Origin of the sequence: Schinkia azotoformans (assembly GCF_035811335.1) — a bacterium.
Classification (GTDB): Bacteria; Bacillota; Bacilli; order Bacillales; family Bacillaceae_J; genus Schinkia; species Schinkia azotoformans.
Map to the genome: position 1 here is coordinate 1 of NZ_JARSMD010000011.1, position 12790 is coordinate 12790.

The following is a 12790-nucleotide window of genomic DNA, read 5'->3' on the forward strand; positions in this document are numbered from 1 at the left end:
CTCAAAATTAATACTGACTTGGTGTTGAACTCAAAGTTCAACTTTATTTGCACGCTTGACATTTTGTTTAGTTTTCAAAGATCATTTCGTTCGTCGTGTTTCAGCGACAAGATTTATCTTAACATCTTTATTCGCAGAAGTCAATAACTTTTTTATTTACTTACTTCGACATTATTTTTAATGGCGACTCTCATAATATATCATTATGATTATTAGTTGTCAACATTATTTATCACATATTTTTTTACGTTTTTCGTGACAACGAAATTAAATATATCAGGTTCAAAAACAAAGATCAAGGCCTTTTTGAAAAAAATTAAGTAAAAAGACATCCACAGTTAATTTAAGCACTTGGCTATAACTAGGATGTCCCTATATTTCAAAATTAATTAATTCTTTTTAAATTAATCTCTGTGACGCATTAATGGGAATAATAATACATCTCTAATTGATGGTGAATTTGTTAACAACATTACTAGACGGTCAATCCCAATCCCTAATCCACCTGTAGGAGGCATTCCATACTCCATAGCCTCAATATAATCCTCGTCCATCATATGAGCTTCATCGTTACCTTCTGCTCTTTCTTTTAACTGCGCTTCAAACCGTTCTTTTTGATCAATCGGATCATTTAACTCTGTAAATGCATTGGCATGCTCACGAGCCACAATAAACAACTCAAAACGATCTGTAAAGCGTTTATCTTCATCGTTTTTCTTCGCTAATGGCGAAATTTCAACTGGATGCCCATAAATAAATGTCGGTTGAATTAATTTTTCTTCCACTCTTTGTTCAAAGAACTCATTGACGATATGACCAAATGTCATATTGTCTTTTATCTCAATATTATGCTCTTTCGCTAAGACACGAGCCTCTTCATCACTCATTTTCTTCCAGAAGTCAACGCCTACATACTCTTTAATTGCATCAACGATATGAAGACGAGTCCATTTAGGCTCTAAATTAATTTCATTATCGCCATATTGAACAGTAGTAGAGCCAAGAACTTCTTTTGCAATATGAGCGATCATATTCTCTGTAAGGTCCATAATATCATTAAAATCTGCATATGCCTCATAGAGTTCAATCATAGTGAACTCTGGATTATGGCGTGTTGAAATCCCTTCATTACGGAATACACGGCCGATCTCATATACTTTTTCCAGTCCACCTACAATCAACCGCTTTAAATGCAATTCAATTGCAATACGCATATACAGCTCCATATCAAGTGCATTGTGATGCGTAATAAACGGTCTTGCAGCAGCTCCACCTGCGATGGAATGCATCATTGGTGTTTCAACCTCAAGATAGCCTCTATCATCTAAGTAGCGGCGCATAGATTGCAATATTTTACTTCTAGTAATAAAGGTTCCTCTGCTTTCCATGCTTGTAATTAGATCAAGGTAACGTTGACGATAACGTTGTTCGATATCTTTTAAACCATGGAATTTATCAGGTAATGGTCGTAGAGCCTTTGAAAGAAACGTAAATTCTTTTACTTTAATAGATAACTCCCCAACCTTTGTTTTGAATACTTCACCACTTACACCTACGATATCTCCAAGGTCGGCTTTATCAAAAGTTTCATACTGTTCCTCACCAACAGCATCTTGACGAACATAGATTTGAACTTGTCCATTTAAATCCTGAATATGCGCAAAGCCTGCTTTTCCCTTGCCGCGCTTTGTCATAATACGACCAGCAACAGAGACAACGATAGATTTTTCTTCTAGTTCTTCTTTTGAAAATTGATCATATTGTTCTTTTAGACTCTTAGTCGTATCGCTTCTTTCAAATCTTTTTCCGAACGGATCAATTCCTTTATCCCTAAATTGGGCTAACTTTTCACGTCTCACCAACAGCTGGTCATTTAATTCTTCCTGACTCATTTCATCATCTCCAAATCATTAATATAAGAAATATATGTAAAAAAACTGCCAGTGGATACTGGCAGCATCAGTAATCAAATGCGCCTTGGCGTATTTGCGCCCAGACTTTTTCGAGCTCGCTCGAAAAACTACCTTTGAAAATCGCAAGGCTCGCCGGAGGCTTTAACTTTATAACAAAGTTAAAGTTTATCCAACTCGAATACCTTCATCATCTCTTTGTTCCAGGAATGAGACATATTCTTGCAATAAAGATTCTAATTCTGCTCTTTTATTACATTCGTTTATAGCAGTGCGGACCTTTGCGTTGCCACGAAGTCCTTTTAAATACCAAGCAGCATGCTTACGCATTTCCATAATCCCCACTTTTTCACCTTTAAGCTTAATCAAGCGGTCAGCATGGAGCATACAAACCTTCACTTTCTCCTCAGGAGTCGGCGGTGCCATTAACTCCCCTGTTTCTAAATAATGAACTGTCCGATAGATCATCCAAGGGTCTCCAAGTGCTGCACGTCCGATCATGACTCCGTCACATCCGGTTGTGTCCAGCATTCTCTTAGCATCCTCAGGGGATTTAACATCACCATTCCCGATAACCGGTATATTTACGACTGACTTTACGTCTTTTATAATATCCCAGTTCGCAGTACCTTCGTACATTTGCACACGAGTACGACCATGTAGTGACACCGCTTGCCCACCGGCACGTTCAACAGCTTGAGCATTCTCTATTGCATATATATGGTTATCATCCCAGCCCATTCGCATTTTGACAGTAACTGGTTTATCTACCGCATCAACTACAGCTGCCACCATTTCATATATTTTTTCCGGATCTAAGAGCCATTTCGCTCCTGCATCACTTTTAATTATCTTAGGCACGGGACAACCCATATTAATATCAATAATATCTGCTGTTGTATTTTTCTCAACAAATTTGGCCGCTTCTACAAGAGTTTCTTTTTCACCGCCAAAGATTTGCAGACTCAAAGGCTTCTCGCCTTCATCTATAAAAAGCATGTCCATCGTTTTTTCATTTTTAAATAGGATTGCTTTATCACTTACCATTTCTGCACAAACTAATCCTGCCCCAAATTCCTTTACAATTAAACGAAACGCTGCATTACATACTCCTGCCATTGGTGCTAAAACAACTTGATTTTTTAGTTCAATATCGCCTATTTTAAACATTACCTTCACCTCTTTACAATCGGAGTACTTTTTCTCGCTCAATATATAATGATACACCTTTATCTTCTGTCAGACTATCAGCATTTATTTTAAATTGATTAAAAATATCATTATTGATCTCCAACAATGGAACAATCACAAAAGCTCTTTCAAACATTCTTGGATGTGGAACCTTTAAATGCTCCGACTCTATATTTTCGTCATTAAAGAGTAAAATGTCAAGATCTATTGTCCGCGGTCCCCAATGAATCTCTCTTTTTCTGCCAAGATCCTTTTCAAGCTTTTGTGTAAATTCCAATAATTCATGTGCTGTTAACGAGGTTCTAAGCTTTATAACCATGTTAAGGAACTTCGGTTGTTCTGTATAGCCAACTGGTTCTGTTTCAAAAATAGACGAATGGTCCATTAAGGAAATATGAGGACAATCATCCAATAATTTAATTGCAGTTAGTAAGAAATTTTCGCGGTCTCCTTGATTAGTGCCAAGTGCAAGATAAACAATATTATTCATTTTCTTCCCCTTCGAATTTCGACAGCAACTGACCTGTAATGTCCTTTAATAGGCGGGTCCGGTTTAATCAGTTTTACAGTACAATACTCTATCTTTGAAAAAGCGGCAAGTAAACTAGCAGCTAACAGTTCCGCCACCTTTTCAATCAGTTGGTAGGGCCTTCCTTCCAGTATTTCCTTTGTCATTTCATAAACTTCAGCATAGTTTACAGTTTCATTTAAGTCATCAGTTTGGCCAGCCTTCGCTAAGTCCAACTCCAATTCAAGGTCAACAATAAATCGCTGTCCTAGCCTAGTTTCTTCTGGTAAAACACCGTGATATCCGTAAAACTCCATTTTATTTAAATAGATTTTATCCATTTGACACCACCCAAGCAGCCGGTTTACCTAGCATTGCATCCATCATCCTTGCCATTCTTGTCATTTCTTTAACATCATGGACTCTTACCATGTGGCAACCTCTTTCAATACCAAGACAGACGCTTGCCCCTGTCCCCTCAACACGCTCGTCTACGGGTAGGTCTAGGGCTGTACCAATAAATCTCTTTCTTGATGTAGCAAGCAGAATAGGGTAACCGATATCTACAATCCTATCTAAATTACGCATGACCTCTAAATTATGCTCATAGTTTTTAGCAAAGCCAATGCCCGGATCGAGGATAATCTTTTCATCTGGAACTCCTGCATCTTTTACAATTGCAATACTTTCCCGTAAATCGGAAATCATATCCTCCATTAAGTTCTGGTAATCCATATTATCCCGGTTATGCATCAGGATGATTGGGACTTGATAACGGGCGGCAACCTCAGCCATTTTCGGATCGGCTTTCGCACCCCAAATATCATTAATAATATCCGCACCGGCTTCCAAGGCAAGTCTTGCAACTTCGGATTTATACGTATCAATCGAAAGCGGTATATCAAATCTCTTTTTTAGCTCTTTAATAATAGGCACAACCCGGCTTATTTCTTCCTCATCACTTATTCTTTCGTGGCCGGGTCTTGTCGATTCACCGCCGATATCTATAATATCAACCCCTTCACTAACCATCCTCTCAGCCTGCATGATCGCAGCCTCTTCGTTATTATAACGGCCTCCATCTGAAAAGGAATCAGGAGTGACATTTAAAATACCCATAATCCATGTTTTTTTATTCATATCAAGCCGTACATCACCACATGTTATGTATAATGGCTTATTTTTCATTGTATCCAAACCTTTCATTTTACAATACTCTTATCAAATACGCCTTGGTGTATTTGCGCCCAGATTTTTTCGAGCTTGCTCGAAAAACTACCTCTGAAAATCTGAGGCATCCGCCGGAGGCTTAACTTTATTCAGAATGGGTTTGTACCCTCACTGAATTTAAAACTAGGATTGCATTTATTCAACTGCTTTGGGAGTATAAAGATTCTCTGAATAAAGTTCAGAAACAGTGAAAGACCATTTGCATAAGCATCTGGTCTCATTTCACACTTTATTATTATAACCTAAATCAAATGCGCCTTGGCGTATTTGTGCCCAGCGGATATTTTCGAGCTTGCTCGAAAAACTACCTTTGGAAATCGCAAGGCTCGCCGGAGGCTTTAACCTTATTCTTCAGAATAAAGTTAACTAGTTTTAAGCTTTGGGCTGCATATTCTTGCCATAGGCTTCAATAAAATTCCGAAGCATATCTTTACCATGGGATGTGATAATCGATTCAGGGTGGAATTGTACTCCTTCAATCGGCAGTTCTTTATGGCGGATTGCCATAATTTCATCATCCTTCGTCCACGCTGAAATTTCAAAACAAGCTGGCAACGTTTCTTTTTTCACAATTAATGAATGGTATCTGGCAGCAGAAAAGGGCTGTTCCAATCCCGCGAATACAGTTTTTCCATCATGATAAATATCCGATGTTTTACCATGCATTAAGTTTCGCGCACGGATTACGTCCCCACCAAACGCTTGGGCAATGGACTGATGACCAAGACAAACGCCAAAGATCGGGATCTTTCCAGCAAATGTTCGGATTGCATCTAGACTTATTCCCGCATCGTCCGGTGTACACGGTCCAGGTGAAATCATCAAAAAGTCCGGATTCATTTCCCCAATTTCTTTAATGCTGATTTCATCATTCCGCTTCACAACAAGATCCTGACCCATTTCCCCTAAATACTGAACTAAATTAAACGTAAAGGAATCATAATTATCAATCATTAAAATCACTCTGCTCACCTCGGGCTCATCTTTTCTAATCTCAACTATTTTATAGTATAATAAATTTTTCCATAAAAAAACAGTCCTAATTCTGAAAAGGACTGTTTTCTCTTTTCTACTGATTAAAGTTATTAGCCTTCAAACTGATATAAAGCAGTACTTAAATAACGCTCTCCATTGTCAGGCAAGATTGCTAATACTTTCTTTCCTTTTCCAAGTTCTTTAGCAATCTTTAAAGCAGCTGCAATCGCAGCCCCTGAAGAAATTCCGCATAGAACTCCTTCTTCACGACCGGCACGGCGAGCGTGTTCAAAAGCCTCTTCGTTATCTATTTTGATAATCTCATCATAAACCTTTGTATTTAATACTTCAGGAACGAAACCTGCGCCAATTCCTTGGATTTTATGAGGACCTGGTTTACCTCCAGATAATACAGGTGAATCAGTTGGCTCTACCGCATAGATTTTAATCTCAGGGAATCTTTCTTTCAATACTTCTCCAGCACCTGTAATTGTACCACCAGTACCAATACCGGATACAAAAGCATCAAGTTGATCCATTTGTTCTACGATTTCTTTACCTGTTGTTTCACGGTGAACTTGTGGATTTGCCGGATTTTCAAACTGCTGCGGCACGAAATATCCGTTTTCTTTTGCTAGCTCATTGGCTTTGGCAATTGCACCCTTCATACCTTCTGCACCAGGAGTTAAGACAAGCTCAGCACCATATGCACGTAATAGATTGCGTCTTTCAAGGCTCATTGTATCAGGCATAACAAGTACAGCTTTTAAACCTTTTGCTGCCGCTACCATTGCAAGACCAATGCCAGTGTTGCCACTAGTTGGCTCAATAATAGTATCGCCTTCTTTTAAATCCCCTTTTTCAAGCGCTGCTTCAATCATCGCTAATGCAATACGATCTTTCACACTGCTTCCTGGATTAAAATACTCTAATTTTACATATACATCTGCAGCATTTTCATCAGTTAATCGGTTTAATTTAACAATCGGTGTATAGCCAATTAGTTCTACAATAGAATTTGCAACGCGCATTTTCTCCCACTCCAATTCCGAGTAAATTTATTGGTGTTTAAGATTTATATTAAAACCGTATCAATTTTTCTGATAATTGTCAATTAGTTTTAATCAGCAGTTTTCGCCATAATTCATCATTTTAGGCACCCTAATCTTGTTTTGTTTTATTATAAAGATCTTCTAATTCTTGTTTTGTAAAATGATACTGTTCATTACAAAAATGACAATGTGCATCGGCCTTGCCGTCCTCTTCAATCATCGCTTTAATTTCATCCGGTCCCAAACTTACAATTGCATTGGCCAATCTTTCTTTTGAACAGCTGCATGTAAATGAAACCGGCATCTTGTCCAGAATTTTAATATCTCCAAGCAGTCTTTCTAGAATTTCTTCTGGTGTTAAACCCTCTTGGATTAACTTTGAAATTGGAGGAATCGAATTAATTTGTTTTTCAATTTTTTCAATTGTCTCATCCGTCGTTCCCGGCATTAATTGAATAATAAATCCCCCTGAAGCTAAAATGGAATGATCGGGATTTACTAATACACCGACGCCCACAGCTGAGGGAACCTGTTCTGATGCTACAAAATAATATGTAAAATCTTCACCTAATTCTCCGGAAACAAGCGGTACTTGACCCGTAAAATGCTCTCTCATGCCTAAATCTTTAACAACGGACAAAAAGCCGTTATTGCCAACAGCTCTGGAGACATCAAGTTTCCCCTTATCATTTAATTCAAAATCAACATGGGGGTTTGTAACATAACCACGGACCTCACCATGGGCATTGGCATCAACAAGAATGGCCCCGATAGGACCGCCGCCTTCAATTTTTACAGTAATTTTATCGTCGCCTTTTAGCATCGCTCCCATCATGGTTGATGCAGTCATTGCTCTTCCTAGTGCAGCAGAAGCAGTAGCCCAAGTGTCGTGGCGCCTTTGCCCCTCCGAAACCGTTTCTGTAGTTCGAATACCATAGGCTCGGACTTGGCCATCATAGGCTAAAGCTTTTATTAAATAATCAGACATCCAGTTTACTCCTTTCAGTTGCTTGGTTTCGTGCAAAAATCATTTGCAAGCCTTTTAAAGTTAAGAATGGATCAACAACATCGATTGCATCAGATTCTTTAGCAATTAGTGAAGCCAACCCGCCCGTTGCAATTACTTTCGGTTCTACAGTTGCCTCCTCTTTCATCCTTCTTACGATACCCTCAACCTGGCCGACATAACCAAATAAAATACCAGCCTGCATCGCATGTACTGTGTTTTTACCAACGATCCCATTTGGTCTAGCAATTTCTATTCGTGGCAACTTAGCCGCCTTTGTATATAATGCCTCTGTGGAAATATTTATTCCTGGGGCAATCGCGCCTCCCATATACTGCTTGTCCTCATCAATGTAACAATATGTAGTAGCCGTTCCAAAATCAACGATAATAAGCGGTGCACCATATTCGTGAATTCCTGCCACTGCATTGACAATGCGGTCTGCCCCCACTTCTTTCGGGTTATCATATTTAATATTTAACCCTGTTTTAATTCCAGGTCCGACGATCATCGGGGTAATGTTAAAGTACTTTTCACACATTCTTTCAAGCGAAAACATAATAGGCGGTACAACCGAAGATATAATAATTCCGCTTACGTCGGATGAACGGATCCCGACGTGTGTAAATAGCTCTTTAATGATCATCCCGTATTCATCTTCCGTTTTATTTCTGCTCGTTTCGATTCGCCATTGATACTTTAACTCTTCTCTATCAAATACGCCTAATACTGTATTAGTATTGCCTACATCAATAACAAAGATCATTGTTATCACCCTATTATAAGATTTTTAGCGAAAATAGGATGCCATAAAGGCATCCTATTTTTTATGAATAAAGTTTACTCTTTTGTTTCTTTATTAGTATCATCATTTTTCGTATTGATGTTAACGATGACATCTTCCTTCGTTGTTGTTGACTCTACTTTAGTCGTTGCAGCTGGCTTTTTAGGTTCATTAGCATCAACCGAGCGATCAGGCAATGTTCCATGATCAAATAAATGCCTAATTTGCTCAGCATCAAGCGTTTCAACTTCAAGTAGTGTTTTCGCAATTAAATGATGCTGTTCGGAATACTCTGTTAAGATCCTCTTCGCTTTATCGTAGCATTCTAAGATAATGCGTTGAATTTCCATATCAATTTCATGAGCAATCGCATCACTATAGTTCTGCTCATTGTTAATATCACGGCCTAGGAATACTTGACCACCAGATGCATGGCCAAATTGCATTGGGCCTAACTTATCACTCATACCATATTCAGTAACCATCTTACGAGCAATATTTGTCGCGCGTTGGAAGTCATTATGAGCACCTGTACTTACTTCTCCAAGTACAAGTTCCTCAGCTACACGTCCGCCTAGTAAGCCGGTAATTTTATCATATAACTCCGGCTTTGTCATAAAGTAACGATCTTCCTTTGGTAGCATAACTGCATATCCACCCGCTTGGCCACGAGGAACAATCGTTACCTTGTGAACCATATCGGCCTCATCTAATACAACGCCAATGATTGTATGTCCCGCTTCATGATAGGCAACAATTCTTCTTTCTTTTTCAGATACCACCCGGCTTCTTTTAGCAGGGCCGGCAATAACTCGGTCGATTGCCTCATCAATATCATCAGCTGTGATTACCTTTTGATCTGCTCTTGCAGCAACAAGTGCAGCTTCATTTAATAGATTTTCAAGATCAGCACCTGAGAATCCAGGTGTGCGCAATGCAATCGTCTTAAGATCAACATTATCAGCAAGTGGTTTATTTTTTGCATGTACTCCTAATACTGCTTCACGGCCTTTTACATCCGGACGGTCAACTGTAATTTGACGGTCAAAACGGCCTGGGCGCAAGAGTGCAGGGTCTAAAATATCAGGGCGGTTTGTTGCAGCAATGATGATAATTCCTTCATTGGCACCAAACCCATCCATCTCAACAAGCAATTGGTTTAACGTCTGCTCACGCTCGTCGTGACCACCGCCAAGACCGGCGCCACGCTGACGACCAACAGCATCAATTTCATCTATGAAGATAATACATGGTGCATTCTTTTTTGCATTTTCAAACAAATCACGAACCCTCGATGCACCAACACCGACGAACATTTCTACAAAGTCCGAACCACTAATTGAGAAAAACGGAACGCCCGCTTCTCCTGCTACAGCCCGAGCCAATAATGTTTTACCTGTACCTGGAGGCCCTACAAGCAGTACCCCTTTAGGAATTCGTGCCCCTAATGCTGCAAACTTGCGTGGGTCCTTAAGAAATTCAACAACTTCAACAAGTTCTTGTTTCTCTTCATCTGCACCGGCAACATCTTTAAAGCGTACCTTTTTCTTTTCTTCACTATAAAGCTTTGCCTTACTCTTACCGAAATTCATAACACGGCTGCCGCCGCCTTGAGCTTGGTTTAATAAGAAGAAGAACAAAATAAAAATAATGATGAAAGGAATAATCGAAGTAAAAAATGTTACCCAGCCGCTTGTTTCTTTGGCTGGTAAATTTTCAACCTTTGCGCCACTTTTCCTTAGCATTTCAGTGAAGTCTGAAGCAGTCTCTGTTTGAAGGACATATGTAACGAAAAACTGACCTTCAGGGTATGTTTTTAGCTGACCACGAACTTCGTAAACCAGCCTCTCTGGCTGAATTGTCGCTGACTTTATATCACCTTTTTCTAGGTGAGTCATGAATTGGTCATATGTTAGTGATTGCTGTTGCTGTCCTGTGCCATTAAAGAAGCTTACTACTCCAATGACAACTAAGAATATTAATAAATAAAAAATTGTATTACGGAAGATCCGATTCATTACTTACCTCCTCCTGCGAAGCAAAGAAACTATAGTAAATGGTACCATATTAGTTAAAAAAAACACAACAAATTACACTTCTAAAAAGGATATTTTTTCTATATTTTCTAATTTTGATATACTTCAGGTTTTAAAACCCCAATATATGGGAGATTCCGGTACCTTTCAGCAAAGTCAAGCCCATATCCTACAACAAAGGCATCAGGAACATCGAAGCCAACCAAATCAGCATAAAGATCCACTTTTCTTCCAGTTGGTTTATCTAAGAGTGTTACAATCTTAATTGATTTAGCTTTTCGATAGCGAAGAAGATCGACGAGATAATTTAGCGTAAGACCACTGTCGATAATATCTTCTACAATGATAATATCCCTACCCTCAACAGAGGTATTTAAGTCTTTAATAATTTTAACTTCCCCGGATGACACGGTGGAGCTTCCGTAGCTTGAAACATCCATAAAGTCCATTTCCAGATGGATGTCCATATTTTTCACAATATCACTCATGAAAAGCATCGCGCCTTTCAATACACCAATGACTAATGGGAATCGGTCTTGGTATTCCTCTGAAAGAATCGCTCCAAGTTCTTTTACCCTTTTTTGAATTTCCTCTTCCGCAATTAAAACCTCTTTAATATCGTGCTTCATTCCTAGTTCCTCCTAGAGCTCTTTGTTGTATGATATATATTGTAATAGTAAATAAAGATGACTATTGCTTTCTTCATTTTTATGTCCTTCTAGGGAATATGCCGATTTTTTTAGGCATGGCAGCCAGAGAATATGCCCATTAGCATCTTCAACGATGGGCCAAGCATCCCTTTCATCTCTTGGCACCTTCTTATCGATAAAAATATCTTTAATTTTTTTCGTTCCTTTCATACCTTTTACGGTCATTCGGTCGCCCGTTTTTCGCCTTCGAATATGTATCGGTAATGCAATCTCTTCAGCATAACATATAAAAAAATCAATTCCGTCTATTTTTTCCGGAATACTATCAATCCATTCAGCCTTAATTGAAAAACTACTTGCTACATTAACTTCCCCAGGCACAGCTAAAGTATAGGGGTTAAAGACACGCTCCTTCTTCTCTGCTTTTGGCTCAATAGCTAAAATGCATTGATTATAGGACTTCGTAACAATCAAGCCTTTTGGAAAATGTAAAATACCTGAAGGATGTTCATGGTCGAGCAAAGATAAAAGTTGATTAATATGTATTGTAGCTATATTGGAAGGAATTACTTTATAAAGATATTTTAATATTAGATGAATACCCCTTCTTTGTAAAGAAATAGGTATTCTTTTAAACTCATTAATCGCAAAAACAATTCTTGTGTCCGTCTTCGCTATTAAAACCCTTTGTAATTCCTTTTCTGCATAATCTTCTAATAACTTTTGGTCATCCGAGAGCAACTCACTTAACGTTTGAAACCGTTCTGAAACGTTTGGATTTTCTTTTTTTAAAAAAGGAAGAATATGATGCCTAAATCGGTTTCTTTGATAGTCATCTTTGTTGTTGCTTGGATCAACTCGAAATGATAAATTGCATTCCTCTATGTACTCTTCAATTTCAACCTTGGTCAAACATAAAAACGGTCGAATGAGCGTTGCATTATTATAGGGCCGCTTTACGGGTATCCCCGCTAATGATTGTCCATAGCTGCCCCTAACCATTCTCATCAGCATCGTTTCCACCTGGTCATCCGCGTGATGAGCCAAGGCAAGGTAATCTCCATTATATTTCTCTAAAACTCTATCATAAAACTCATAGCGGCAAATCCTTGCTGCAACTTGGGAGCTTACATGATGTTTTTCAATAAAACCTGGTACATCGACTGAAATCCCTTCAAATTGGATTGAATGATTTTCACAAAAGTTCTTAACAAATAGTAAATCCTCATAGGACTCCTTCCCTCTAAACATATGGTCTACATGGGCGGCCACTAATGTTAACTCCCATTTGTCTTTAATCGTCCACAAATAATGAAGCAGAGCAATAGAATCCGAGCCTCCTGAAACACCTACGACAACAACAGCATTCTCGTCAAGTAAATTGTGCCTTTCGATAAATTGCTCTACTCTGTCATGCTTCATTCCAATCTTCCTTTATAATAGTAGTA

General features: G+C 38.7%; 12 protein-coding genes. All 12 read right to left on the bottom strand.

The window, feature by feature from the left end; translation table 11 throughout:
* Positions 1-404: 404 nt before the first annotated feature.
* The 12 genes from lysS to tilS all read right to left on the bottom strand — a co-directional run bounded on the left by lysS (position 405) and on the right by tilS (position 12764).
* A complete protein-coding gene (gene lysS / locus P9E47_RS06255; RefSeq protein WP_003330549.1) occupies positions 405-1892 on the bottom strand; it encodes a lysine--tRNA ligase in 1488 nt (495 codons plus the stop codon).
* Positions 1893-2078: 186 nt separating this feature from the next.
* Positions 2079-3080 (bottom strand): tRNA dihydrouridine synthase DusB, encoded by a 1002-nt coding sequence (gene dusB / locus P9E47_RS06260; protein ID WP_003330548.1) that lies wholly within the window; start codon positions 3078-3080, stop codon positions 2079-2081.
* A gap of 13 nt (positions 3081-3093) precedes the next feature.
* Positions 3094-3591: a 2-amino-4-hydroxy-6-hydroxymethyldihydropteridine diphosphokinase gene (folK, locus tag P9E47_RS06265; protein ID WP_003330547.1), complete on the bottom strand. Its 498-nt coding sequence runs from the start codon at positions 3589-3591 to the stop codon at positions 3094-3096.
* Entirely contained in the window at positions 3588-3950 is a 363-nt protein-coding gene (gene folB, locus P9E47_RS06270) for a dihydroneopterin aldolase (protein ID WP_003330546.1), read from the bottom strand. The genes folK and folB overlap by 4 nt, the downstream gene beginning before the upstream one ends.
* The gene (gene folP / locus P9E47_RS06275) at positions 3943-4797 is read right to left on the bottom strand and encodes a dihydropteroate synthase (protein WP_039957110.1); all 855 of its coding nucleotides are present in this window, start codon (positions 4795-4797) and stop codon (positions 3943-3945) included. The genes folB and folP overlap by 8 nt, the downstream gene beginning before the upstream one ends.
* Positions 4798-5211: 414 nt before the next feature.
* A complete protein-coding gene (gene pabA / locus P9E47_RS06280; protein ID WP_326162892.1) occupies positions 5212-5802 on the bottom strand; it encodes an aminodeoxychorismate/anthranilate synthase component II in 591 nt (196 codons plus the stop codon).
* Between the two features lie 122 nt (positions 5803-5924).
* A complete protein-coding gene (gene cysK / locus P9E47_RS06285; protein ID WP_003330542.1) occupies positions 5925-6845 on the bottom strand; it encodes a cysteine synthase A in 921 nt (306 codons plus the stop codon).
* A 130-nt stretch (positions 6846-6975) separates the two neighbouring features.
* Positions 6976-7854 (bottom strand): Hsp33 family molecular chaperone HslO, encoded by an 879-nt coding sequence (gene hslO, locus P9E47_RS06290; RefSeq protein ID WP_326162875.1) that lies wholly within the window; start codon positions 7852-7854, stop codon positions 6976-6978.
* Positions 7847-8638, bottom strand: coding sequence for a type III pantothenate kinase (locus tag P9E47_RS06295; RefSeq protein WP_003330540.1), 792 nt, complete (start codon positions 8636-8638; stop codon positions 7847-7849). The genes hslO and P9E47_RS06295 overlap by 8 nt, the downstream gene beginning before the upstream one ends.
* Positions 8639-8712: 74 nt before the next feature.
* Complete coding sequence (gene ftsH / locus P9E47_RS06300) at positions 8713-10674, bottom strand: ATP-dependent zinc metalloprotease FtsH (RefSeq protein WP_003330539.1); 1962 nt, start codon at positions 10672-10674, stop codon at positions 8713-8715.
* Positions 10675-10781: 107 nt separating this feature from the next.
* Positions 10782-11321, bottom strand: coding sequence for a hypoxanthine phosphoribosyltransferase (gene hpt, locus P9E47_RS06305; protein WP_003330538.1), 540 nt, complete (start codon positions 11319-11321; stop codon positions 10782-10784).
* 12 nt (positions 11322-11333) lie between these two features.
* Positions 11334-12764: a tRNA lysidine(34) synthetase TilS gene (gene tilS / locus P9E47_RS06310; RefSeq protein WP_003330537.1), complete on the bottom strand. Its 1431-nt coding sequence runs from the start codon at positions 12762-12764 to the stop codon at positions 11334-11336.
* Between the last annotated feature and the right edge of the window lie 26 nt (positions 12765-12790).

Coding starts and splice junctions, on each gene's coding strand:
- lysS (WP_003330549.1), bottom strand. CDS start 1,892: ATGAGTCAGGAAGAATTAAATGACCAGCTGTTGGTGAGACGTGAAAAG.
- dusB (WP_003330548.1), bottom strand. CDS start 3,080: ATGTTTAAAATAGGCGATATTGAACTAAAAAATCAAGTTGTTTTAGCA.
- folK (WP_003330547.1), bottom strand. CDS start 3,591: ATGAATAATATTGTTTATCTTGCACTTGGCACTAATCAAGGAGACCGC.
- folB (WP_003330546.1), bottom strand. CDS start 3,950: ATGGATAAAATCTATTTAAATAAAATGGAGTTTTACGGATATCACGGT.
- folP (WP_039957110.1), bottom strand. CDS start 4,797: ATGAAAAATAAGCCATTATACATAACATGTGGTGATGTACGGCTTGAT.
- cysK (WP_003330542.1), bottom strand. CDS start 6,845: ATGCGCGTTGCAAATTCTATTGTAGAACTAATTGGCTATACACCGATT.
- hslO (WP_326162875.1), bottom strand. CDS start 7,854: ATGTCTGATTATTTAATAAAAGCTTTAGCCTATGATGGCCAAGTCCGA.
- P9E47_RS06295 (WP_003330540.1), bottom strand. CDS start 8,638: ATGATCTTTGTTATTGATGTAGGCAATACTAATACAGTATTAGGCGTA.
- ftsH (WP_003330539.1), bottom strand. CDS start 10,674: ATGAATCGGATCTTCCGTAATACAATTTTTTATTTATTAATATTCTTA.
- hpt (WP_003330538.1), bottom strand. CDS start 11,321: ATGAAGCACGATATTAAAGAGGTTTTAATTGCGGAAGAGGAAATTCAA.
- tilS (WP_003330537.1), bottom strand. CDS start 12,764: ATGAAGCATGACAGAGTAGAGCAATTTATCGAAAGGCACAATTTACTT.